Source organism: Microbulbifer agarilyticus, from assembly GCF_020171345.1.
Lineage (GTDB): Bacteria > Pseudomonadota > Gammaproteobacteria > Pseudomonadales > Cellvibrionaceae > Microbulbifer > Microbulbifer agarilyticus_D.
Map to the genome: position 1 here is coordinate 317757 of NZ_JAIUZM010000002.1, position 24682 is coordinate 342438.

Annotated in this window: 20 protein-coding genes; 13 read left to right on the forward strand and 7 right to left on the reverse strand. The window is 55.4% G+C overall.

Annotated elements, in window-relative coordinates; translation table 11 throughout:
- Positions 1-194: 194 nt before the first annotated feature.
- Positions 195-1007, reverse strand: coding sequence for an MBL fold metallo-hydrolase (locus tag LCM31_RS08605; protein ID WP_224869177.1), 813 nt, complete (start codon positions 1005-1007; stop codon positions 195-197).
- A 432-nt stretch (positions 1008-1439) separates the two neighbouring features.
- On the opposite strand from LCM31_RS08605, the gene LCM31_RS08610 reads away from it, so the two are divergent.
- The 3 genes from LCM31_RS08610 to LCM31_RS08620 are packed head-to-tail and all read left to right on the forward strand — an operon-like array spanning position 1440 to position 4939.
- Positions 1440-2366 (forward strand): bile acid:sodium symporter family protein, encoded by a 927-nt coding sequence (locus LCM31_RS08610; protein ID WP_224869179.1) that lies wholly within the window; start codon positions 1440-1442, stop codon positions 2364-2366.
- Positions 2367-2387: 21 nt separating this feature from the next.
- Positions 2388-3131, forward strand: coding sequence for a sulfite exporter TauE/SafE family protein (locus LCM31_RS08615; RefSeq protein WP_224869180.1), 744 nt, complete (start codon positions 2388-2390; stop codon positions 3129-3131).
- Between the two features lie 29 nt (positions 3132-3160).
- Positions 3161-4939, forward strand: a complete 1779-nt coding sequence (locus LCM31_RS08620) for an N-acyl-D-amino-acid deacylase family protein (protein WP_224869182.1) — start codon at positions 3161-3163, stop codon at positions 4937-4939.
- Positions 4940-5016: 77 nt separating this feature from the next.
- Here LCM31_RS08620 and LCM31_RS08625 read toward each other — a convergent pair whose 3' ends face one another.
- The 6 genes from LCM31_RS08625 to LCM31_RS08650 all read right to left on the reverse strand — a co-directional run bounded on the left by LCM31_RS08625 (position 5017) and on the right by LCM31_RS08650 (position 11616).
- Positions 5017-5895, reverse strand: coding sequence for a hypothetical protein (locus tag LCM31_RS08625; RefSeq protein ID WP_224869184.1), 879 nt, complete (start codon positions 5893-5895; stop codon positions 5017-5019).
- Between the two features lie 12 nt (positions 5896-5907).
- Positions 5908-7545, reverse strand: coding sequence for a hypothetical protein (locus tag LCM31_RS08630; protein WP_224869186.1), 1638 nt, complete (start codon positions 7543-7545; stop codon positions 5908-5910).
- Between the two features lie 515 nt (positions 7546-8060).
- Positions 8061-8816, reverse strand: coding sequence for a YciK family oxidoreductase (locus tag LCM31_RS08635; RefSeq protein ID WP_224869188.1), 756 nt, complete (start codon positions 8814-8816; stop codon positions 8061-8063).
- A 31-nt stretch (positions 8817-8847) separates the two neighbouring features.
- Positions 8848-9513 carry an HAD family hydrolase gene (locus LCM31_RS08640; RefSeq protein WP_224869190.1) on the reverse strand — a complete coding sequence of 222 codons (666 nt, stop codon included), beginning with the start codon at positions 9511-9513 and terminating at the stop codon, positions 8848-8850.
- A 19-nt stretch (positions 9514-9532) separates the two neighbouring features.
- On the reverse strand, positions 9533-10237 hold the full coding sequence (ubiG, locus tag LCM31_RS08645) for a bifunctional 2-polyprenyl-6-hydroxyphenol methylase/3-demethylubiquinol 3-O-methyltransferase UbiG (RefSeq protein WP_224869192.1): 705 nt from the start codon (positions 10235-10237) through the stop codon (positions 9533-9535).
- Between the two features lie 11 nt (positions 10238-10248).
- Positions 10249-11616 carry a TRZ/ATZ family hydrolase gene (locus tag LCM31_RS08650; protein ID WP_224869194.1) on the reverse strand — a complete coding sequence of 456 codons (1368 nt, stop codon included), beginning with the start codon at positions 11614-11616 and terminating at the stop codon, positions 10249-10251.
- A gap of 245 nt (positions 11617-11861) precedes the next feature.
- On the opposite strand from LCM31_RS08650, the gene gyrA reads away from it, so the two are divergent.
- From gyrA to pyrF, 10 genes are all read left to right on the forward strand, one after another.
- Positions 11862-14435 carry a DNA gyrase subunit A gene (gene gyrA, locus LCM31_RS08655; protein ID WP_224869196.1) on the forward strand — a complete coding sequence of 858 codons (2574 nt, stop codon included), beginning with the start codon at positions 11862-11864 and terminating at the stop codon, positions 14433-14435.
- Between the two features lie 186 nt (positions 14436-14621).
- A complete protein-coding gene (serC, locus tag LCM31_RS08660; RefSeq protein WP_224869198.1) occupies positions 14622-15701 on the forward strand; it encodes a 3-phosphoserine/phosphohydroxythreonine transaminase in 1080 nt (359 codons plus the stop codon).
- A 53-nt stretch (positions 15702-15754) separates the two neighbouring features.
- Positions 15755-16861 (forward strand): prephenate dehydratase, encoded by a 1107-nt coding sequence (gene pheA, locus LCM31_RS08665; protein WP_224869200.1) that lies wholly within the window; start codon positions 15755-15757, stop codon positions 16859-16861.
- A complete protein-coding gene (locus LCM31_RS08670) occupies positions 16862-19132 on the forward strand; it encodes a bifunctional prephenate dehydrogenase/3-phosphoshikimate 1-carboxyvinyltransferase (RefSeq protein ID WP_224869202.1) in 2271 nt (756 codons plus the stop codon).
- Between the two features lie 65 nt (positions 19133-19197).
- The gene (gene cmk / locus LCM31_RS08675) at positions 19198-19905 is read left to right on the forward strand and encodes a (d)CMP kinase (protein ID WP_224869204.1); all 708 of its coding nucleotides are present in this window, start codon (positions 19198-19200) and stop codon (positions 19903-19905) included.
- A 180-nt stretch (positions 19906-20085) separates the two neighbouring features.
- The gene (rpsA, locus tag LCM31_RS08680) at positions 20086-21765 is read left to right on the forward strand and encodes a 30S ribosomal protein S1 (protein WP_224869206.1); all 1680 of its coding nucleotides are present in this window, start codon (positions 20086-20088) and stop codon (positions 21763-21765) included.
- A 140-nt stretch (positions 21766-21905) separates the two neighbouring features.
- Positions 21906-22214, forward strand: a complete 309-nt coding sequence (gene ihfB / locus LCM31_RS08685; RefSeq protein WP_010131404.1) for an integration host factor subunit beta — start codon at positions 21906-21908, stop codon at positions 22212-22214.
- A 77-nt stretch (positions 22215-22291) separates the two neighbouring features.
- Positions 22292-22600 (forward strand): LapA family protein, encoded by a 309-nt coding sequence (locus LCM31_RS08690; RefSeq protein ID WP_224869208.1) that lies wholly within the window; start codon positions 22292-22294, stop codon positions 22598-22600.
- Position 22601: 1 nt separating this feature from the next.
- Positions 22602-23792 carry a lipopolysaccharide assembly protein LapB gene (gene lapB / locus LCM31_RS08695; protein WP_224869210.1) on the forward strand — a complete coding sequence of 397 codons (1191 nt, stop codon included), beginning with the start codon at positions 22602-22604 and terminating at the stop codon, positions 23790-23792.
- 30 nt (positions 23793-23822) lie between these two features.
- Positions 23823-24560, forward strand: coding sequence for an orotidine-5'-phosphate decarboxylase (gene pyrF / locus LCM31_RS08700; protein WP_224869212.1), 738 nt, complete (start codon positions 23823-23825; stop codon positions 24558-24560).
- Positions 24561-24682 lie beyond the last annotated feature (122 nt).

A 24682-nucleotide genomic window follows, 5' to 3' on the forward strand; every position in this document is an offset into this window, starting at 1 on the left:
TCTCGCCGGCGAGTGATTGCGTGGGACTGATTGGTCACAATAAGTGTGATCCCAGACCGGAAAAGTGTAATCCGTGGAGCGCTGGTGCACCAGCATGAGAAGACGCCAGCGCGGGATGAAAGTGAGGTGTTAACCGACTGTGACGGGTATTTCAGTTTGCGAGTGCGGCGCCGCCCGGGTACCGAAATGACTAGTTAGTGGTCGCCCAAATTCACTTTCAAGCTTGCACGAATCAAACGCTGCTTGCTGAATTCAAAACCGGTAATGATTGCCAGCATTGGTTCTCTTCCTAGCAGATTGCGAGTGATTTCCTTGGGGGAATAGCCTTGCCTGCGCAGATCCTGAGCGCTATTGGCGAGGTTGAGTAAGAATTCGTATTTTTCCCGCAGGCGCAGATGCCCGTGTTCCACGACTCCACGATGGGGGCAGAGAATGGTATCGAAATCCTGCTCCAGGATGTCTCGAATACTGCATAGCAGGGTGGGTAAATGCTCGCCGTTATGGAGCATCTTCAAATAATTGGCAATGTACAGATCCGCACTGAATAGCCAGCCCCGCTCGGGCAGCAGGTAGCAGGTCATATCGACCGAGTGGCCTGGAGAAAACAGCGCTTTCAGTTGTTCTGTGCCGATGTGCAGCTCTTCGGGTAAGGGCGCGGCATCGGCCCAGTAGGGTTCACCCCATACGAAACGCCGAATACCGGGCACCGAAAATTGCTGGCGTAAGATTTCAACAGTTGCGGGCGGTGCAAGTGGTTGTACTTCGGTGAGCTTCTGGATAGCGCCGGCATTACCGCTGTGGTCCTCGTGGTGGTGGGTTAATAGGAGTTGGCGCATAGGCCCGGACTGGACAAACGACCTGACGTGTTTCCACTGGTTGCTCGGTCCACAATCAATCAATGTACCGTTGAGTCTGTAAACCACGAATGAGGAATTCACGCCCATATTCAGGCGGCCGACGCGCAGGGCATCCAGGTCGTGGTGACGGAAAGACTCAATTACAGACACGCGTTACCTGCTCTGGCTTATTGAAATGGGAAGAAAAGTGGACACATAGAATGGTGGCATTGTCCGGTAGCGGGCGGGGAGGAGGGAATAGCCGATTCGTGTGATCTGCATGACAATTTTAGTCGCGTTAACCCCGACTATCCCCACGCCTGTTAAATGCGGACATTTCGAGCGGAAGTTCATTGCAAATTCGGTTCGACTTGCCTAGTGTTGGCGCTGCTAACTCTTGTGAGTTGGCTGCCAATTACCTCGTGTCTGGTCTTTAACGGACATTTGCATGTCCTTATTTGACCTGCAATAAAGCTCGACGGTTGGAATATGCTTTAGACCCGTCAGGATCCTGGCCGGGTATGCCGAGATGTCACTGAATCTCAATGCGTCTGGGCGGTCAGCTCCTCTGGGAGATTAAATAATAACGATAGCGGCGGTGGTATGGACCCAGTCTCCCTCGACTTTAATCCCGAGACTCTCGTTGCGCTCAACGTCATGATTGCCATCATGATGTTTGGTGTCTCGCTGGAACTCAAACCCGACGATTTCAAACGCATCGCCAGAAACCCCAAAGCGCCGATTATCGGGCTGGTGCTGCAATTCCTGATACTGCCAGCGGCCACATGCGTGGCGACCTGGTTGCTCAAGATCGATCCAATGCTGGCAATGGGTATGATGCTCGTGGCTTCCTGCCCCGGGGGTACCTTCTCCAATATCATGACCTGGGTGGCGCGTGGTAATGTGGCGGTGTCCGTGAGTATGACTGCCGTATCCAGCGTCGCCGCGAGTGTGCTAACGCCGCTGAACTTTGCCTTGTATTCCTGGTTGAACCCATACACCCGTCCTCTGCTCACCGAAATTGCCATGGACCCGATCGGTTTGTTGCTGGTGGTGATTATGGTGCTCGGTGTGCCCCTGGTGCTGGGGATGCTGGTAGGTGGGCGTTTTCCTGGGTTGTCTCGAAAAGTAGAGAAGCCCCTGCGCCTGTTCGCCATGGGGCTTATGCTACTGCTTGCTGCGATCGCTTTCTTCAAGAATACCGATCAGTTCTTGCAGCATTTCAATTTGTTCTTCTTCCTGGTCGTTGCCCACAATGCACTGGCTTTGTTCCTGGGCTATTGGGGGGCCAAGCTATCCGGTCTGCCGCCGGCGGACTGTCGGGCGATATCGCTGGAAGTGGGTATTCAGAACGGCGCGCTCGCGCTGGTTATCATCTTCACTTTTTTCCCCAATGCATCCGGCATGCTGCTGATCGCAGGTTTCTGGGGAGTCTGGCATTTGGTCAGTGGCATCACCTTGTCTACCTATTGGTCTCGCCGACCGTTAGAAGCCTCTGTTCAGGCCCATCAGGTTCAAAATAAAGCGTAAGCGATTTCAGGAGTTGTAGTAGTGGAAATCCTTTGGATTCTTTTTGGCTTCATTATTTTGCTGGCCTTTACGCTGGAGGCAATTACCGGTTTCGGCAGTATCGTGGTGGCGCTGTCGCTGGGGCTGCTGTTCCTGCCGATCGACATGATTCTGCCGATCCTGGTCGCATTGAATATTCCCATGACCGGCACCCTGGCGTTCAAGAACCGCCATAACATCGACCTGCCTTTGCTGTTAAAAACAATTTTGCCGGGCATGCTGCTGGGTACCCTGACCGGTTATTTTGCGAAACCCTATCTGGATGAAGAATTCCTCAAACAGGCACTGGGGGTGCTAATTATCTGGTTCTCTGGCCGGGAACTGTACCGTCTGTACCACCAGTTTAATGACCGGGCCAAGCCTGCTTGGCTGACACGGTTCATTACCTATTTCGCGGGTATCACCCATGGTCTGTTTGCCAGTGGTGGTCCATTGCTGGTGTACGCGGTGGCCGGAACCAAAATCGATAAGGCTCGCTTTCGCGCGACAATGGTTACCGTCTGGTTCAGCATGAACTGTTTGCTGTTTACTGCGTTCCTATTGGACGGACGTATGCAGCCGCTGCTGATTAACGTGCTCTGGTATTTGCCATTGTTAGTGGTTGCCGTGAAGTTGGGCAACTATCTGCACGACCGCTTGAATGAAAACCACTTCAGAATCGGGGTGTATACCCTGCTATTTGTGACGGGCGTGATCCTGATCGCAAGTCGCTACCTGACTCAATAACGATAACTAGAACCGGCGGTACCGCACCTATGTACGACATCATTATCAAAAATGGTACTTACTTTGATGGCTCCAAGGCTAAGGAAAAGCTGGCCCACGTTGCCATTAAAGATGGAAAAATCGCAAAAGTCAGCGAACAGCCGCTCGATGAAGCTGCTGCCGGTAAGATTATTGATGCGGCGGGCAAGTGGATAACCCCGGGGTTTCTCGAGATTCATAGTCACTACGATGCTGAGGTTGTGGCGGCGCCCGCACTGAAAGAATCCGTGCGTCACGGCGTGACCTCCATCGCGATTGGTTCCTGCTCTATCTCCATGGTCAATAGTGCTGCGGAAGACTGTTCCGACCTGTTTACGCGCGTTGAAGCGGTGCCCCGTGAGGCCGTACTGCCAATCCTGTTTGAAAAGAAACAGTGGACCGATGCAAGGGGTTACCGGGAGTTCTATGACCAGCATCCACTGGGCCCTAACGTGTTGAGTTTTATTGGCCACAGCGATATGCGTGTTGCGGCGATGGGGATCGACCGTGCCACCAGTGATGTAAAGCCGACCGAAGAAGAAATGCAGGCAATGGAGCGCATGCTGGAAGAGGCGCTGGATGCAGGCTGCGTTGGCATGTCCATGATGACCACCAAGCTCGACAAGATGGATGGTGAACGCGCCTGGAGCCAGCCATTGCCGTCAACCTTTTCTACCTGGTGGGAGTTCAAACGCCTGTTCAAGATCCTGCGCCGCCGCGGTGCGATCCTGCAGGGCGCCCCGGATGCGGTAAAGAAAGTGAATGTGTTTGGCTTCCTGTGGCAGGCGCACGGTTTGTTCCGCAAGCCGATGAAGGTCACTATGCTGACCGCGCTGGACCTGAAGTCCAACCCGTTCCTGCATCTCATCACCCGCGCCAGCGGCTGGCTGGCTAACAAAGTGCTGCGCGGCAACTACCGCTGGCAGACCCTACCGGCGCCGTTCACCGTGCATCTGGAAGGCTTGAATGTGAATGCATTTGAGGAGTTCGAGACTGGCGCTCTGCTTCGGGACATGAAAGACGAGTCGGAGCTGTACAAGAAGATCAACGAGCCGGAATTCCGCAAGGAATTCAAAAAACACATTTCCGAGATTTTCACTGTGGGTCTTTGGCACCGTGACTTCAGCGACGGTTGGATCACCCATTGCCCGGACGAATCTCTGGTGGGCAAGAACTTCAAGGAGATTGCCGATACTTACGGGGTGGAGCCGGTCGATGCCTACTTCGATTTGGCGACCAAGTACAAAGAACAGTTGCGCTGGAAAACCAATTACTCCAATGCGCGACCGCACATTATGCAAAAGCTCATCAAGAGCCCCTCGACCCATATTGGCTTTGGCGATAGCGGGGCGCATATCCGTTCGCTCGCCATGTACAACTTCCCGTTGCGCATGCTGAAGTATGTATTTGATGCACAGAAAGCTGGCGCACCGTTTATGACCAATGCCGAGGCCGTGCACAAGCTGACCGGCGACCTGGGGAGCTGGTTCGGCCTGAGCGCCGGCTATATCCGCGAAGGCGATCGCGCCGACGTGGTGATCCTTAACCCTGAAGGTGTGAACGATGATGTGGATCAGATCCACGAGGCGCCAATGGAAGGGTTTGGTATGGATAGGCTTGTTAAGCGCAATGACGATGCGATTGAAGCGACCCTAGTAAACGGCAAGGTGGTGTACCAGAAAGAGGGCGCGACTGCTGATAACTTTGCTCACGATTTTGGGTCGTCAACCGGTTACGGTAGGTTCCTTGTAAATGCTGAGGTTTCAGGATTAAAAATGGCGGAAGCTTAGCGATGTTGGGGCAGCGCCATGATTTTGGTGCTGCCCCAACAAAGTTCACACCATCTCCCACTAGCAGCTGACGCCTTCTATTGAGCTGCCTCCACCTCTGCTTCCTGATCTGCGCTCGCGACCTCAGACACGTTCGTGACGGTTACTTGGGCTCCGGCAAATACAGGGGCCGAATAATTGCTTTTTGCCGCAAGCGCTTCATCGGCGGTGTTTACGGTGAGCTTTTTTAAGGTTTCCAGGCTTTCGATGTGCAGGAAGTTTCCGTCCTCTGGCAGTGTTTCATCATAGGTATCTCGAAACCAGCGTCGCCCATGTGTAACCACTCTGCCGGTTGAGTCTTTAGCCGACGGTAGGCCGGGGAGCATGTAGTCCATCGTAAAGCCCTTGTAGAACTCCTTAATTTCCGCTGGGTTGTGGAAGTCGGAAAAATCGATCTCGAATTTATTGGTCACGCTGAAATAGGTAAAGCCGGTTACCTGAGTCTTCGGGCCACAGATCGGCTCTACCATTTGGGCGGTCTCAATTGGATCGCGCATAATGGAGCAGCCTTCAAAAATGATTTTCGACTGCACCGTAACGCCGGACTTCTTCAATGCTTCCCGGACATCTGCAAGGCTCGGGTTGGCGCCACCGATCAGCAGATAACCGGGCCCCGAATGCACATCGATCACAAGCGTATCAATCCTACTGTACTTGCTTAGGATTGCAGAAAGTGCCGCTAATGACGTGGCCCCCACCAGTTTTGCCTGTGGGTAATAGGCACGTGCGAGTATTGGAGCGAATTCACGAATACCCGCGTCGCCGTTATCGTAAACCATCAGTGTCTTGATTGAGGGCCCCTTGGCGGCGGGAGACCCGCCGCCGGTGGCCGCCTTGGTGTCTGTCACCGGTGTCTGCGTCAACATCTGCGCATTAAGCATGCGCGTGACATCGATGACGGGATGTACTGGAGGCATGAGGTTTGCTCCTTATTCCGCGGTTTCGGTCGCGCACAGGCGGTTCAGATCTACGATGGTTTCCAGGCGGTCCTCAAGCTTGGCCTCAGCGATCGCCGTCTGAACGATACGCTCGCGATCGTTCGCCAGGGTTTCTTTGTTGGCGGCGGCGCGCTGAATGGTCATCGCGTACTCATCCAGAGCATCAGCCTGGCCCAGTAAGGCTTCAACGATGACACTGTCGGTACGCATGGTGATGCGCGAATCATTCAACAGCACGCCATCTACCGGGTTTGTCGCATCTTCCTGATGAAGTGGCCCGGTCTTGAAGCGGTAATAGCTGGTTGGGGTTGGCACCGGGAACTCGCCGTCTTCATCCAGAGTGGCGGGTGTGATTTCGATACGCGTGCCGTGGTCCACCAGGTTGACGCGCTCCAGGGTGGGAACCATTACGTCGTCACGGTCGGCGATAAAGCCGGCAACTTTCAAAATGGCGCGGGCCGCTTTCGGAATCTTGTGCTCAACGACAAACTCCTGCAAAAAGCCCAGCAGGCCGGAAATAGGCACTTCGCGCCAGGAATCGCGACGACCATTGGTGAAGGCTACGCGTACATCCTTGAGGTGCAGTTTGGTAATGTATTCCTGATTCAGTTCGCGGAATACAAAGTTGAGCACGCGGCGCATATTGGCGTTGCTGATGGTGCGCTCGATGAAAGTTTCGGAGCCAGACTCTTCTTCGCGTTCAGAGCTGCTTGTGACCGACATTTCGCGTTTGCTAGAGGCCTCGGCGGCATGCTCCTTAACGGATTCTGCAGCCTGCTTGGCGAACTGTTCACGGCCACTGGAGTACTCACCACTGCCGCCACCGGAGACGCTGGCACTGCCAAAGCCCCAACTGGCGGAAACCTCGGCTTCCACATGCCACTCTTCGGTCTTCGATTTTGTTTGCTTGTCGGTGGTCTCATTCTGGATTTTATCTGCGAAGCGCTCGCGCGCAGATTGCTCATGGGAGTCAATGATGCTTGATGACTCCTGGCGGCTTTCCTTTGTGCTCTGCCAGGTGCGCATGGAGATCTTCGTGGTTTCCCCAGGGAGCAGGGTAAAGGTCTTTACGGTTTTACCCATACCGTAGTCGCCCAGGAATGAGCTAACGCCATAGCGTTCGACAAGGAAGATCTTTGGTTTTTCTGACGATTCGATGGGGTGCGGGGTGTAGGTCAGGTTACCCGCCCAGCCAACGGAGGGTACCATTACCATGCCGTTATCAATATTTTCCTTGAAAACATCCGGGTCGATGGCCTTATTGAGGGCTGAGATGGTTTTCAGTTGCTGGCTGTCAGTCGCGCGCGCCCTGGGTTGATCCAGAGAATCGTTCGGCAAGCGGGTCACTCGGGTACTGATGCGGTGGATGCTGTCACTCAGGAAGTTCTGTACTTTGTTGTCGTTGGGCAAGAGCTTGTCTTTTACCTTTGGTTTAATCCCAAGCGAATCTTTGTATGAAGTGCCGGCGGACTTGGCCAGTGAGGTAAAGTCTTTGAAGCCCAGCCCTAAATCCAGCTCGATGATACGTCGACCTGTGTGGGCGCCAGGTAAAGGGACTTGATAGCTGATCTTCGCGGGTTGTCCGGCTTCGCTAAATTGGATGGCCTTGGGATCGACTTTGTCTGACATGCGTAAATTCCTTTTTGTGTTCGGGTTTTTTATATTCGGTGCTGTAAATCCTTTTGCATCCGGAGCGTGGCCGTGCGTACTTTCAGTACGCGCACTTGCGAGGTTGCTTTTTAATGGGGCGTGAAGCGGCTCCGCAAGTTGAAAGCGCGGCGAGAATATCAGAGGTGTATTGGGGTGGTAAGTCGACGAAAATGTTTCTCACGACAGGCGAATGCAACAGGAGTCAATCTTCGAAAGCCTAAATAGTGCAGACGATTGATTTGCAAGGAAAATCGACAGGCAGAATCAATTCAGGGGAGTGAATTACAGCAGCTTACAGTGACTTACATAAAAATTACATTCGGCTCAATTCGTCGTTCTCATTGAGAAAGTTTTCCGTGCGGGTCTAGTCCGTTGGGTCGCCAAGTGCCGGACAGTTGTCCGGCTAGGCGTTTCCATAAGAGGCTCTCGAATGCCTGTGTGGCAAACCAGCCTGCGACGGTATGTATGGCGGGGTGAGATAATGGAATGGATATTTAACTTTGTGCGTTAAATTGTTTGCCGTTTACCCCGAGGCTATCGTCACCCATCAGGTACAGATAGGTCGGCATAATTTCTTCCGGGGTGGTGACGGTTGCCGGGTCTTCTGCCGGGTAGGCAGCGGCACGCATATTGGTGCGGGTGGCGCCGGGATTTACGCTGTTGACGCGAATGTTGGAAACGCCATCCACTTCGTCCGCTAAGACCTGCATCAGGCCTTCGGTGGCAAATTTTGAAACCGAATAAGCGCCCCAGTAAGCGCGTCCTTTCAGGCCTACGCTGGAGCTGGTAAAGATGATCGAGCCGGCTTTGGATTCTTCCAGCAGTGGCAGCATCGCTTTTGTCAGGCCAAACGCTGCGTTCACGTTGATCTGCATGACCTGTTGCCAGTTGGCGTAGTGGTAATTGGCAATTGGGGTGCGCTGGCCGAGTACGCCGGCGCAGTGCACGAGGCCGTCAAGGCGGCCAAATTCCTGGTCCACGCCCTGGGCCAGGTATTCCAGTTGTTCCCAGCGTACCTCAGACAGGTCAACAGGCAGGATGGCGGGCTTGGCGCCGCCGGCCGCTTCGATTTCATCGTAAACGGCTTCCAGTTTGGGAACGGTGCGGCCAAGTAAGATGACGGTGGCGCCGTGGACGGCGTAGGCCTTTGCAGCAGCGCGGCCAATGCCGTCGCCGGCACCAGTCACCAGAATAACTTTATCTTTCAGTAGGTCTGCGGGTGCTTGGTAGTTGGTGATGGTTTCAGACATCAGGATTTAGGCTCATCGGTAAAAAGTGTAATTATTTGTTCAGGTAATGCTGCTGCAGCAGTGGCCAGATTTCATCCGCGTGATGGATCACATGATCCGCCTGCCAGTTTTCTGGGTCGTCGCCGCTGTCGATATAGCCATAGCTGCAGGCGATGGTGGGCATGCCTGCAGCGCGGCCGGCCATGATGTCACGCTCGTGATCGCCTACGTAAACAGACTCTGCCGGCAAGCAGCCAATGCGGCTACAGGCGAGCAGAATGGGCTCCGGATCCGGCTTGCGATGGGTGACGTCGTCCGGACAGATAATGGCGCCGGGGGTGGGCAGGTGCGCAAATGCGCGCATTAAGGGAATGGTATAAGCCGATGGTTTGTTGGTGACCACGCCCCAGGCGATGTCGTTTTCCGCTAGCTCATTCAGCAAGCGCACTATGCCGGGGAAGGGTACCGTGTGCCTTGCTAGATGCATCAGGTAGAGGTCCAGCAGGCGTTGGCGCAAATCGTCGAAACCGTGTTCGCCCTCGTCTACTCCAAAACCAAGGTGGACCATGGCGCGTGCACCATTGGATACGACTTCGCGAATGGTGGCATCGGCCAGTGGCGGCAGTTGTTCTTGCTCACGCAGCTGGTTAAGCACCACCACGAAGTCCGGGGCAGTGTCGAACAGAGTGCCATCGAGGTCGAAGAGTACAGCTTTCATAAATCGGGTACTTCTGAAGTTATTCCGCCGGGCGAATGGTGTGCATCAGGTAATTCACGTCGACGTCCCTCGGATTCAGTTTGTACTGCTTGGTGAGGGGATTGTAGGTCATACCGGTGATGTCGCGGGCTTGCAGATCTGCTTCACGGACCCAGCGACCGAGCTCTGACGGGCGGATGAATTTGGCGTATTCGTGGGTGCCTTTGGGGAGTAGGCGCAAGACGTATTCGGCGCCTACCACCGCAAACAACCAGCCTTTTGGCGTGCGGTTAATGGTGGAGAAAAACACGTGGCCGCCGGGTTTGACCAGTTTTGCACAGGCGCGGATTACGGAGGCCGGGTCCGGTACATGTTCCAGCATTTCCAGGCAGGTAACGATGTCGAAGCTGGCGGGTGCCTTGTCGGCGAGTTCTTCTACCGGGATGCGCTGGTAGTCAATGGATACGCCACTTTCCAGAGCGTGTAGCCTGGCCACGTTCAGGGGAGCTTCGCCCATGTCGATACCGGTCACCTCAGCGCCGCGCTGGGCCATGGCTTCTGACAGGATACCGCCGCCGCAACCCACATCGAGGAGCTTTTTGCCGGCAACGGGGGCGCGCTGATCAATATAGTTGGCGCGTAGGGGGTTGATCTCGTGCAGGGGCTTGAATTCACCCTGCTGATCCCACCAGCGGCTCGCGAGCTGTTCAAATTTGGCGATTTCCGCCGGATCTACGTTGGTCATTTGGGTCCTGCTTACTTGGACAGACCGGCGATTCTATCACGCCAGATCTCTGCCCGTTGCTTCACTTCTGCCTCATTCATCGTGGTGAGCACGCGATCTTTCAACAGTTGCTTACCCGCTACCCATACATTGCGCACATTGTGGCCGTTGGCGGTGTAGATCAGCTGCGAGGTCGGGTCATGCAGCGGCTGCTGCTCGATTGCGCTGAGGTCGATGGCGCAGAGGTCTGCGGCTTTGCCCACCTCGAGGCTACCGGTGACGTCGTCGATGCCGAGCGCGCGCGCGCCGTTGATGGTCGCCATGGCCAAGGCCTGCTGGGCGGGCAGGGCGCTGGCATCGCCGGAAACCGCTTTGGCGAGCAGTGCTGCGGTGTTGGTCTCCATCAGCATATCGAGGCCATTGTTGCTGGCGGGCCCATCGGTGCCGATGGATACATTGATACCGGCGTCGAGTAGCTTGGCCACTGGGGTGAAACCGGAGGCGAGTTTGAGATTGGAGCGCGGGCAATGACTGACGTGGGCGCCGGTTTTGCTGATCAGTGCAATATCGGCATCATTCAGCGCGGTCATATGTACACTCAGGAACTGTGGTGACAGCAGTCCCAGCTTGTGCAGCCGCTCGATGGGGCGCAGGCCGGTATCGGCGACGGCTTTTTCCACTTCCCCTGCCGTTTCATGCAGGTGCATTTGTACCGGCATGCTCAGCTCGTCCGCGTAAACAGCGATTTTCTGCAGCGTGTCGTCGCCCACTGTATACGGGGCGTGGGGGGCGAAGGCGAGACCGATGCGGCTGTGGGAGCGGTAGTCGTCCCGCAGTGCTAGGCCCTTTTCGATCGCGTCAAATCCGTTTCGGGACCAGGCGTTGGGAAAGTCGATGATAGGGAAGGCGATTTGCGCACGGATGCCAGCTTCGCGTGCGGTGGCAGCGGTGGCCTCTGGGAAGAAGTACTGATCGGAGAAGGTGGTGGTGCCGCTTCTTAGCATCTCGGCAATGCTGAGGCGGGTACCATCGCCAACAAATTCGGGGCTGACCCACTTTTGCTCCGCAGGCCAGATATGTTTTTCCAGCCAGGTCATCAGTGGCTGGTCGTCGGCGAAACCGCGCAACAGGCTCATGGCGGCATGGTTGTGTGTATTGATCAGGCCGGGAATCACCAGTTGATTGTCGAGCTCGTGCACGTCGCTTGCTGTAAAGCGCATGCGGGCCTCTTCGCTCGGCAGTATCGCGCTGATCACCCCCTCCTTGATCGCCAGTGAGCAATTTTCGTACACGCGCTTTTCGGGTACCACCGGAATGATCCAGCGGGCGTGTATCAGGGTGTCGATCACCTGCCGGCTGTTTATTTTTTGCGCGGAATTACTGGGGTTCTTATTGGCCATTGTGCGTTTTTTGTTCCGGTGGAAAGGCGCAAACTTTAGCGGCGCCGGCGACTGTGAACAAGTCTGTACAAGTCGTCCTTCTATGCGTCAATTGTGGTAGAATCGCCCGCTTGATCGGGGTCCGTGATTTGCGGGTCCCTCCAGATTCCAGCCTGTTGTTGCTTTTACCCCTATGAGGGCGGTAGTTTCAGGTGAAGCCGGGGCCAACCCGCTGGCGGCGTTAACGATAAGGAATGCCTGAAAATATGGGCGAATTAGCCAAAGAAATTTCTCCGATTAATATCGAAGAAGAGCTGAAGCAATCCTACCTCGACTATGCGATGAGCGTGATTGTGGGCCGTGCGCTGCCGGACGTGCGCGACGGGCTCAAGCCGGTACACCGGCGCGTGCTCTACGCAATGAACGAACTGAAGAACGACTGGAATAAACCGTACAAAAAATCTGCGCGTGTCGTGGGTGATGTAATCGGTAAATACCACCCGCATGGTGACAGTGCGGTGTATGACACCATCGTACGTATGGCTCAGCCGTTCTCCCTGCGCTACATGCTCGTAGATGGCCAGGGTAACTTCGGTTCCATCGATGGTGACAGCGCGGCAGCCATGCGATATACCGAAATCCGCATGGACAAGCTGGCGCACGAGCTGCTGTCGGATCTGGATAAAGAGACTGTCAATTTTATCGACAACTACGATGGTTCCGAGCAAATGCCGGAAGTGTTGCCATCGCGCGTGCCTAACCTCCTGGTAAACGGTTCTTCCGGTATTGCGGTTGGTATGGCCACCAATATCCCACCGCATAACCTGAGTGAGGTGGTGAAGGGGTGTCTGGCACTGATCGACAACAGCGAGCTGTCTGTCGACGAGCTGATGGAATATATCCCAGGCCCGGATTTCCCCACCGGCGCCATTATCAATGGCCGCGCCGGTATTCTGATGGCATACCGCACCGGCCGTGGGCGTATCTATATCCGCGCCAAAGCGGAAGTGGTGCGCGATGACAAGTCCAATCGTGAGACAATCATTATTCACGAGATCCCTTACCAGCTGAACAAGGCACGCCTGATTGAGCGTATTGCCGAGCTGGTAAAAGAGAAGAAGATCGAAGGTATTTCCGAGCTGCGCGACGAGTCGGATAAGGACGGTCTGCGCATTGTCATCGAGCTCAAGCGCGGTGAGCTGGGTGATGTTGTGCTGAATAACCTCTATTCGCAGACCCAGCTGGAAAGTGTTTTTGGTATCAACATGGTGGCGCTGGTCGATGGTCAGCCCAAACTGTTGAACCTGAAAGAGCTGCTGGAATACTTCATTCGCCACCGTCAGGAAGTGGTAACCCGCCGTACGGTATACCTGCTGCGCAAAGCGCGTGAGCGCGGGCATATCCTCGAAGGCCTGGCAATTGCCATCTCCAATATCGACCCGGTAATTGAGCTGATCAAGTCCTCTGCTACCCCCGCAGATGCCCGCGAAGCGCTGTTGGCCAAAGGTTGGCCGGTAGGTGATGTACAGCAGTTCCTGGAGCGTGCCGGTGCCGATGCCTGCCGCCCAGACGATCTCCCCAAAGAGTTCGGTATGCGCGATGGGGCTTACTACCTGTCGCCGGCCCAGGCACAGGCAATCCTTGAGCTGCGCCTGCACCGTCTGACCGGCATGGAGCATGACAAGCTGCTGGCGGAATACAGCGAGCGCCTGGAGCAGATTGCGGAATATCTGGAAATTCTGGGCAGCCCTGTGCGCTTGATGGAAGTGATCCGCGAAGAGCTGGAAGTGCTGGAAAAAGAGTATGGCGATGAGCGCCGTACCGATATCGTGGCTTCCCGCCAGGATCTTTCCGTGGAAGACCTGATTACCCCGGAAGACAAGGTTGTGACCATCTCGCACGGTGGCTACGCCAAGAGTCAGCCGCTGGCCGATTATCAGGCCCAGCGCCGTGGCGGTATGGGTAAGTCGGCGACTCAGGTGAAAGACGAAGATTTCGTCGAGCACCTGTTGATTGCCAACTCCCACGACACCATCCTGTGCTTCTCTAATAAGGGTAAAGTGTACTGGTTGAAGGTATACGAAGTGCCTACCGCTGGCCGTGCCTCACGTGGCCGCCCGATGGTGAACATGTTGCCGCTGGAAGAAGACGAGCGCATCAGCAGTATGATGCCGGTGTCGGAATACGACGAAGACCACTTTATCTTCTTTGCGACCGCGAACGGTACCGTGAAGAAAACCCCGCTTACCGCATTTGCGCGTCCGCGGAGCGTGGGTCTGCGTGCCATCGAGCTGGAAGAAACCGATCGCCTGGTGGCAACTGCCATTACCGACGGTAGTCGTGATGTATTGCTGCTGACCAGTGCTGGTAAGGCGGCGCGTTTTGCCGAAGAAAATGTCCGCTCGATGGGTCGTGTATCCCGCGGTGTGCGCGGTATCCGCATGGCCGAGGGTGTTTCCGTAATCTCCATGGTGATTCCGGAAGAGGGCGGCTCGGTGATGATGGTGACCGAAAATGGTTACGGTAAACGCACATCAACTGCTGACTTCCCAACCAAGGGGCGTGGCACCCAGGGCGTGATTGCCATCGCGGAAAGTGAGCGGAACGGCGCGCTGGTTGGTGCCTGTCAGGTGCACCCGGCTGAAGAAATCATGTTGATTTCTGATCAGGGCACAATGGTCCGCACCCGCGTCGACGAGGTTTCTGTGCTTGGCCGTAACACCCAGGGCGTGCGTGTCATTCGCCTGAAGAGTGGTGAGCAGCTGGTGGGCCTGGCGCGGATTCAGGAGACTGATGATGAAGAAGGTGAGGCGGCCGGAGACGGCGCTGCCGAGGAGTAACCTCTGACCTGATTTATCTCAAAAAGGCTGCGAATCTTCGCGGCCTTTTTTGACTTTACTGGCCGGCATTTCCTTGTTGGCGAAAGCTTTGTAATCGGCAGGGCTGAAAACGAGGTTTGTGGATCTCGTGATTTGGCCCTTGGCTAAAGTTTTAATTCAATCTGTTTTCTCTGTGGAAGTGAATCAATGAGAAAGTTTAATTTCTGTGCGGGACCTGCGGCGTTGCCGGAGCCGGTATTGCGGCAGGCACAGGAAGAATTGCTGGACTGGCAGGGGCTGGGCTGTTCCGTAATGGAGGTTAGCCATCGCTCGCCGGAATTTACCCAGGTGGCGGAAACTGCCGAGCAGGACTTGCGGGATCTACTGGCAATTCCAGATAACTACAAGGTGCTGTTCCTGCAGGGTGGTGCTACCGGCCAGTTTAGTGCTATTCCCTGGAACTTGTTTGGGGGTTCCAGCAAGTCTGCGGACTATATCCATACCGGGCAGTGGGCGGCCAAGGCGATCAAAGAGGCGCGTCGCTACGGTAATGTGAATATTGTGGCGTCTTCTGAGGATCAGAACTTCAGCTACGCGCCGGCCGCGGATAGCTGGCAGGAAAGTGTCGATGCCGCGTACTTTCACTACACGCCGAACGAGACTATCGGCGGCGTTGAGTTTCCTTACATTCCCGAGGTGAAAAGCCCGCTGGTTGCGGATATGTCGTCGACCATTCTTTCACAGCCCATTCCGGTTGATAAATTTGGTTTTATCTATGCCGGGGCACAAAAGAACATTGGTCCATCCGGTATTGCGGTAGGTATCGTGCGTGATGACCTGCTTGATCGCGCGCTGCCCAATATCCCGCGCAGTCTCAATTGGAAGATTGCCGCCGATGGCGGCTCTATGGACAACACGCCGCCGACCTTCGCCTGGTATCTCTCTGGCCTGGTGTTCAAATGGCTGAAAGCTCAGGGTGGTGTGCCGGCAATGGCAGAGCTCAGCGAGAAAAAGTCGGCATTGCTGTATGCGTTCCTCGACCGCAGTGAATTCTTCTCCAGTCCGGTGGCAAAGGAAAGCCGGTCGCGCATGAATGTGCCGTTTGTGCTTGCCGATGAAAAGTTGGACAAGCAATTCCTGGATGAGTCGGAAGCGGCCGGACTGCTCAACCTGAAGGGGCATCGCTCCGTGGGTGGTATGCGCGCGTCCCTGTACAACGCAGTGCCTGTGGAGGCGGTTGACGCCCTGGTGGCCTTCATGGCCGATTTTGAACAGCGTCATGGTTAATAAGCGCCGTTGTGGCGATTGAGTAATGGATTTTACGAAGTTAGGCGAGAGTTATGTCTGAAGATAAGCCAAAGCAGCAGGATCCGCGCCTGCTGGAGCTCCGCGATCGCATCGATGGTCTCGACAGCGATATTGCACGACTGATTTCCGAGCGTGCCAATTGCGCGTTGGAAGTTGCCGAAGTCAAAAAGCGTAACGGTGAGGAAGCGCTGTATTACCGTCCGGAGCGCGAAGCCCAGGTGTTGCGCCGGGCCATGGAGCGCAACGCGGGTCCTTTGACCGATGAAGAAATGGCGCGTCTGTTTCGAGAGATTATGTCGGCCTGTCTTGCGTTGGAAGAGCCTATTAAGGCTGCGTACCTTGGCCCGGAAGGCACCTTTACTCAGCAGGCGGCGCTCAAGCACTTTGGACACTCCGCAGTGTCCAAACCGTTGGCGGCAATTGATGAGGTGTTCCGCGAGGTAGAGGCCGGTGCCGTAAATTACGGTGTAGTGCCGGTAGAAAACTCCACTGAGGGTGTGGTGAACCATACCCTCGACAACTTTATGACGTCCAATCTGAAGATTTGCGGTGAGGTGGAGTTGCGAATTCATCAGCACCTGATGATCTCGGATATCACCCGCAAGGATTCCATTACCCGTATTTACTCGCATGCGCAGAGTCTGGCGCAATGCCGCAAGTGGCTGGACTCCTACTATCCAAACGTGGAGCGTGTTGCTGTTGCCAGTAATGCGGAGGCGGCCAAGCGCGTAAAGGGTGAGTGGAATGCGGCCGCAATTGCCGGTGATATGGCGGCCGACATGTATGGCCTTAAGATTCTCAATGAAAAAATCGAGGATCGCCCGGATAACTCGACCCGATTCCTGATTATCGGTTCTCAGGAGGTGCCGCCCAGCGGCGACGATAAAACGTCGCTGATGGTGTCCATGCGTAACGAACCCGGTGCGCTGCACGATCTGCTGGTGCCTTTCCAGAACCACAATATTGATCTCACTCGGGTGGAAACCCGTCCTTCACAAAGCGGTAACTGGACTTACGTTTTCTTTATCGATTTTATCGGCCATCGCGACAGTGAAAATGTGGCTGCGGCGTTGAAGGATGTGGGTGCCTGCGCGTCCGACATGAAGGTGCTCGGTTCCTACCCGCGCGGAGTGCTGTAAATGTCGACGATGGGTGGTGCTGCTGCGTCAGAAGTCTCGGGTCAAATCGGCCGCTTGGTCGTCGTGGGTCTTGGGCTAATCGGTGGCAGTTTGGCGCTGGGCCTGAAAGCAGCCAGTGGTTGTCGTGAAGTTATCGGCGTTGCGCGCCGTCAGCAAACCTGCGAGCAAGCGGTTGCGCTGGGTGTGGTGGATCGTGCGGTTACCGAGATTGCCCTGGTGCTTTTCGAGCTGGAAGCGGGCGATGTGATTTTTGTCGCCGTGCCCACGCTTACCGTTGAGTCGGTGTTCGCGCAGTTGAAAGATCAGCTGCCTGCTGGCGTTACCGTCACCGATGGTGCCAGTGTGAAAGGCAGCGTGATTGCCGCAGCGCAAAATGTCTGGGGCGAGGTGCCGGAGTTTCTCGTGCCCGGTCACCCCATTGCGGGCTCTGAGCAGAGTGGGGTAACCGCCGCGCGCGATGATTTATACATTGCCCACCGAATTATTCTCACACCGCTTGAAAATACTGCTTCTGAGCATGTCCGGCGTATTGAGCGTATGTGGCAGGCCGTAGGCGCGGAAGTGCTCAGTATGCCTGTTGGTGAGCACGATGAAGTACTTGCTGCGACTAGTCACTTGCCGCATGTGATTGCTTTCGGCTTAGTGGATACTCTCGCGCACGATGCGGAAAACGAAAATATTTTTCGCTATGCCGCCGGCGGCTTCCGGGACTTTACCCGTATTGCCTCCAGTGACCCGGTGATGTGGCGTGACATTATGCTCGCCAATCGCGATGCCATCTTAAAATCCATCGATCTCTACACCTCCAATCTGGGTTCCTTGCGCAGTGCCATTGCCAGCGGCGACAGCGAACACCTGATGGGGGTTTTTACCCGGGCCAAGGCGGCGCGGGATCACTTTACAAAAATGCTGGCCAAAAAAGCGTATACGGAAACTATGGAAGCGAAGGAAGTAACTTTTATCGCCCAGCCGGGCGGTGCGGTAAATGGTGATCTGCGAGTGCCGGGTGACAAGTCCATGTCACACCGCTCTATTATGCTGGGGTCCCTTGCGGAAGGTGTCACCGAGGTCGAAGGGTTCCTGGAGGGGGAAGATGCCTTGGCCACTCTCCAGTCGTTCCGCGACATGGGAGTTGTAATCGAAGGACCGGTAAACGGTCGCGTCACCATCCACGGTGTAGGTATGCACGGCCTGCAGGCGCCTCCCGGCCCGCTATACGTGGGCAACTCCGGAACCTCCATGCGATTGCTGGCGGGTCTGCTGGCAGGGCAGCAGTTCGATACCGTGCTGACCGGGGATGAGTCTCTGTCCAAGCGTCCGATGAATCGCGTAGCTAACCCTCTGCGCGAAATGGGTGCCGTCGTCGAGACCGGCGAAGAGGGTCGTCCGCCGCTCAAGATTCGCGGTGGCAGCGCCCTGAAAGCCATTGATTACACGCTGCCGATGGCGAGCGCCCAGGTGAAGTCCTGTGTATTGCTGGCGGGTCTTTATGCCGATGGTGAAACCAGCACGACTGAGCCGGCTCCTACCCGCGACCACACCGAGCGTATGCTGTCCGGTTTTGGCTACGATGTGCACCGTGAAGGCCCGCGCGCGAGTCTGCAGGGTGGTGGTAAATTGACGGCCTGCCATATCGATGTACCGGCAGATATCTCCTCTGCGACCTTCTTCATGGTGGCTGCGTCGATTGCCCCGGGATCCGATGTGCTGTTGCAGCATGTGGGTATCAATCCAACCCGCGATGGTGCCATCAATATTCTGCGTGCCATGGGTGCCGACATTACTCTGGAAAATACCCGGGAAGTCGGTGGTGAGCCGGTAGCGGATATTCGCGTACGCTACGCGCCCTTAAAAGGTATCAAGATTCCCGAAGATCAGGTGCCCCTGGCTATTGATGAGTTCCCGGCAATCTTTGTGGCGGCATCCTGCGCCGAAGGTGAGACCGTATTGACTGGTGCGGAAGAGCTGCGGGTGAAGGAGAGTGACCGAATTCAGGCGATGGCCGACGGACTCAAGATCCTAGGTGTGGACGCCGAGCCGACATCAGACGGCATCGTGATCCAGGGTAAGGGTGGTAGTGGTGCGTCGGTCGTATTTGGTGGTGGTGAAGTGGATAGCCTGGGCGATCACCGTATTGCCATGTCTTTCGCGGTGGCCGCCCTGCGCGCCGGAGCGGATATCCGAATCAAGCACTGCGCTAATGTAGCGACATCTTTCCCTAATTTTGCTGAGCTGGCTCAGGGTGCCGGGATGCACCTGGAGGTGCGCTGAGCGCCCCTCGATAATTTTTTCTGCCAACTGCAATACCAGCCAACTAAAGTAGTATCGAATTAGTGATGACTGATATGACCATCAACGCTTCAACATCCACTCTTCCCGCACCGGTTGTGACCATCGATGGCCCAAGTGGCTCGGGCAAGGGCACCATTGCCAAGCTGCTGGCCGATAAGCTCGGCTTTTCCTTGCTGGACTCTGGTGCCTTGTACCGCCTGACGGCGTTGGCTGCGCTGAACGCCGGTGCTGACTTGGAGGATGAGTCAGCGGTTGCCAGTATTGCCGCTAACCTGGATATCCGCTTCGCCATCGCCGGTGGTGAGGTGAGTGCGGTTCTTGCGGGTGAGGATGTCAGTCGCGATATCCGCATGGAGCGGGTGAGTATGGCGGCGTCCAAAGTGGCCGCTTTGCCTGCGGTGCGCGATGCGTTGCTGCAACGCCAGCGCGACTTCCGTGCGATGCCCGGACTGGTGGCCGACGGGCGTGATATGGGTACAACGGTGTTTCCCGACGCGCCGGTCAAGGTGTTTCTGACAGCAAGTGCGGAAGAGCGTGCGCGCCGTCGTTTCGACCAGTTGCAGGGTAGAGGGGTTTCTGTTAGCCTCCGCGACCTGCTGGAGGACATCCGCGCCCGTGACGAGCGGGATATGAACCGCGCAGCCTCCCCTTTAGCCCCGGCAGAAGATGCTGTGGTGCTGGATAGCACGGACATCGATATTGACGGTGTTCTGCAAAAAGTGCTCGAGCTGGTACAAAAAAACATCAGTTGAGCCAGACTGGAAACAGTTTTTTAGAATTTGTTTTTTAACAGCAGCGGCCGGGGTCAGCCAGAATTGCCCGGCCGCTGTTGTAATCTAACCCGCGTACTGGCAGCGCGGCGGGGTCTGAGCTGAAGGTTGACTACGTTTTACAGTCATCGACGGCCGGGCCTACCCAAATAGGTATGAGTAATGACCGAGAACTTTGCTGAGTTATTTGAAGAAAGCTTGAAGAGTGTTGAGATGGCGCCTGGCGCTATCGTGACCGGTATGGTTATCGACATCGATAAAGACTGGGTAACCGTTCACGCGGGCCTGAAGTCTGAAGGTGTGATTCCTGCAGAGCAGTTCAAAAACGAAAAAGGCGAAGTCGATCTGCAGATCGGCGACGAAGTACAGGTTGCCCTGGAAGCCGTAGAAGATGGCTTCGGTGAAACCCGTCTGTCCCGCGAAAAAGCCAAGCGCGCTGAAGCCTGGAAAATCCTCGACGCTGCACACGCTGCAGACGAAGTGGTTAAAGGTGTTATCAGCGGCAAGGTTAAAGGTGGCTTTACTGTTGACGTTGCCAATATCCGCGCGTTCCTGCCGGGTTCCCTGGTAGACGTTCGTCCGGTTCGCGATACCGCGCACCTGGAAGGCAAAGAGCTCGACTTCAAAGTGATCAAGCTGGACGCCAAGCGCAACAACGTTGTTGTTTCCCGTCGCGCCGTGATGGAAGCAGCCAACAGCGAAGAGCGTGAAGCACTGCTGGCCAGCCTGCAAGAAGGTATGGCGATCAAGGGTATCGTGAAGAACCTGACCGACTACGGTGCATTCGTAGATCTGGGCGGTATCGACGGCCTGCTGCACATCACCGATATGGCTTGGAAGCGCATCAAGCACCCGAGCGAGATCGTGAACGTTGGCGACGAGATCGAAGTAAAAGTACTGAAGTTCGACCGCGAGCGCAGCCGTGTATCCCTGGGCCTGAAGCAGCTGGGCGAAGATCCTTGGGTATCCATCAAGCAGCGTTACCCGGAAAACAGCCGCGTGAAGGCTGTGATCACCAACCTGACCGACTACGGCTGCTTCGCCGAGCTGGAAGAAGGTGTGGAAGGTCTGGTACACGTTTCCGAAATGGATTGGACCAACAAGAACATCCACCCGTCCAAAGTTGTCAACGTTGGCGACGAGGTAGAGGTGATGATTCTGGATATCGACGAAGAGCGTCGTCGTATCTCCCTGGGTATCAAGCAGTGTCAGGAAAATCCGTGGGATGCCTTCGCGCGTAAATTCGCTAAAGGCGACAAGATCTCCGGTAAGATCAAGTCCATCACTGACTTCGGTATCTTCATCGGTCTGGACGGCAGCATCGACGGTCTGGTTCACCTGTCCGACATCTCCTGGAACGAAGCGGGCGAAGAAGCTGTTCGCAAGTTCAAGAAAGGCGACGAGCTGGAAACCGTTATCCTGGGTATCGACTCCGACCGCGAGCGTATCTCCCTGGGTATCAAGCAGCTGGAATCCGATCCGTTCTCTGACTACGTAACCACCAACGATCGCGGCAGCATCGTTACCGGTGTAATCAAAGAAGTAGATGCCAAGCAGGCCATCATCACTCTGGCGGACGAAGTAGAAGGCGTTCTGCGCGCTTCTGAAATCAGCCGCGACAAGGTTGAAGATGCTCGCAATGCCCTGAAAGAAGGCGAAGAAATTGAGACCAAGATCACCAGCGTGGATCGTAAGAACCGCGTGATCAGCCTCTCCATCAAAGCTAAGGATCAGGACGACGAGAAGCAGGCCATCAAGGATCACAGCAAGAAGCAGGCTGAACAGGTTCAGCCGGCGACGATCGGTGACCTGATCAAGGCCCAGATGAATAACAAGGACTAATAGTCCCTTGTTATTAAAGCCTTCTTCTCGATGAGTTGAAGCTATGCGAAAGCCGGACTGGGGTTGCCCAGTCCGGCTTTCTATTAGATGATTGCCGCTATTCCAGAATAATCAATGACTTAGAAAGGATTGCGGATAGCATGACCAAGTCTGAACTGATCGAAAAGATCGCTCTGAGGTTGGATCAGCTGCCGGTGAAGGATGTGGAACTGGCGGTTAAAGTCATGCTGGACACGATGTCGAGTGTTCTGGCTGAAGGGGAGCGGATAGAGATTCGTGGTTTTGGCAGTTTTTCACTGCATTACCGTGCGCCGCGGACCGGGCGTAACCCCAAAACCGGTGACTCCGTCGAGCTGGCGGGGAAATATGTGCCTCACTTCAAACCGGGAAAAGAGCTCAGGGATCGAGTGAACCAGCAAATGCAGCGCGATACGCTAGAGAGTGCGTAATTGCCGAGCTGGGCACAGTGAACTAACACTGTAACGGAATTTAGATTTTCACACTTCTTCCGGAATCGGAGGTTCGTTTGTCATTTCTGCGCTGGATATCGCGTTTATTGTTCGGGATATTGGCCCTGGTGTGCATTGCGCTGGGTGTCTATTTCGCGGTCGATAACCCCGAAAGTATTACCCCACGGTTAGCTGGCTACCCCTTGTTTGCGGGAAGTGTCGGCTTCTGGCTAATTGGCTTCCTGCTGATTGGCGCATTATTGGGCTTTTTGGCCAGTTTGTTACCGTATTGGACCGAGCGCCACCGGGTAAAGGCGCTGGAGCGCCAGCTGCTGCGCACCGAGCGCGAATTACACACCGTGCGCCGCCAGGTTGCTGGAGATTAACTTGAGCGACCTAACCTTTTTCATTTTCATTTTTGCGGCCATCGCCATTGGGTGGTACCTGGGGCGTAAAAGTGGCAAAAAGAAAGGTGCCAAAAATCGGCAGCACAAGGCGCTGGCGCAATCCTACGCTCAGGGGCTGAATTACCTGCTGAGTGAGCGCCACGATGACGCCATCGAAAAGTTTATCGATGGTCTCGAAGTAAGCAGCGCCACCTTTGAAACCCATCTCGCTCTTGGAAATCTCTTGCGCCGGCGTGGCGAGCACGACCAGGCTATCCGGGTCCATCAGAACTTGCTTGCTCGCCCCAGTCTCAACCGCATTAGCCAGCAGAAGGCGCAGTTGGAGCTGGCCCGAGATTATATTGCCGCCGGTTGGCTGGATAGGGCTGAGCGTCTACTGCAGGAGCTCGTGGAGACCTCATCGGAGCTGCGCAGCACCAGCCTGGAATATCTGATTGAGGTCTATCGTGACGAGCGCGAATGGGCCAAGGGAATTCACGCGGTCAATCTGTTGCATGGTCGTCGCTTCAAACGCTTGCCCAGCGAGTGGGCTCCGATTCAGGCGCACTTTTGCTGCGAATTGGCGGAAGAGGCCATAAACGCAAAAGATTACCTGAGTGCACGTAAGCACATTGATGCGGCGCTCGGTTATGATCGTCATTCTGTACGTGCAAACCTGTTACTGGGCCGCCTGGAACATATTCTGGGGCGCCCACGGGAGGCTATTCGGGTCTTGGAGCGTGTTCCCAAGCAGAACCCCGATTACATTCCTGAAATTCTTGAGTTACTGATTACCTGTTACGAAGCGGTTGGTGATGAGCGCGGTCTCGAGCACTACCTGGAAGGGTTGCAGAAGGAGCATCCCTCCAACAGTGTGCTCATTGCGTTGACCGATCGTATTCATCAGCAGCAGAGTGAGGCGGAAGCCGCCGCCTATATGGGCAAGCAGCTGGCAATGCGACCTTCGTTGCGAGGTTTGGGTCACTTTCTCAATTTACATATCGATAGTGCCGAAGGGCGTGCGCGGGACAATCTGTACCTGCTGAAAAGCCTGATCGATCAATTGATCGCAAGCAGACCGCACTATCGTTGCAATAACTGCGGTTTCTCCGGCAATCAATTGCACTGGTTATGCCCCAGTTGCAAGCGCTGGGATACTGTCCGTTCGGTAAAAGGAATTGAGGGCGAGTAACGTTCGTTGCTGCCTTTCGTCCATCATCACATGCAAACACTGAGGTGTTCTTTGACTGATTCTGTTTCTTCTCCTGTCATCGTGGCATTGGATTACGATAATGCGGAAGATGCCCTGGCGATGGCTGGGCGACTTGATCCGGCGATTTGCAGGGTCAAAGTAGGTAAGGAGCTTTTTACGATTGCCGGTCCCGATCTGGTACGCAAACTGGTAGCCAGCGGGTTCGAGGTTTTTCTGGACCTCAAATTTCATGATATTCCCAATACGGTGGCTGCCGCGGTCCGCGCCGCGGCCAATCTCGGTGTCTGGATGGTAAATGTCCACGCTTCCGGTGGTGAGCGCATGATGCGCGCGGCTCGTGAGGCGCTGGAGCCTTTCGGTGCAAAGCGTCCGCTGCTGATTGGGGTAACGGTGCTGACAAGTACGGCCGAGGAAGAGCTGGCGCCGGTAGGGGTGACGCGCGGGCTAAATGAGCAAGTGGTTGCCCTGGCAAAACTTGCCAAAGAGAGTGGTCTGGACGGTGTGGTGTGTTCCGCACGTGAGGCGAGTGCACTCAAGGCGGAATGTGGTAAAGACTTTGCGCTGGTAACGCCCGGGATCCGTCCTGCGGGTTCTGCTGCGGACGATCAGCGCCGAATCGTGACACCAGTTGATGCTGTTAAGGGTGGCTCGGATTATTTGGTCATCGGTCGGCCCATTACCGGTGCTGAAGACCCTAATGATGCGTTGGGTGCAATTGTCGAGGAGTTGCGACAGGTTCAGAGTTAACACGGTTGTGCAGGGTGGGTGACGAGCTGTATGCAGTTGTAATGGTGTGTAATCGTTTCATGGTCAAAAGCTGCCGAATTGTTTGATAGAGTCACTGCGCCTGTGGAGTTTGTTGGTCCCAC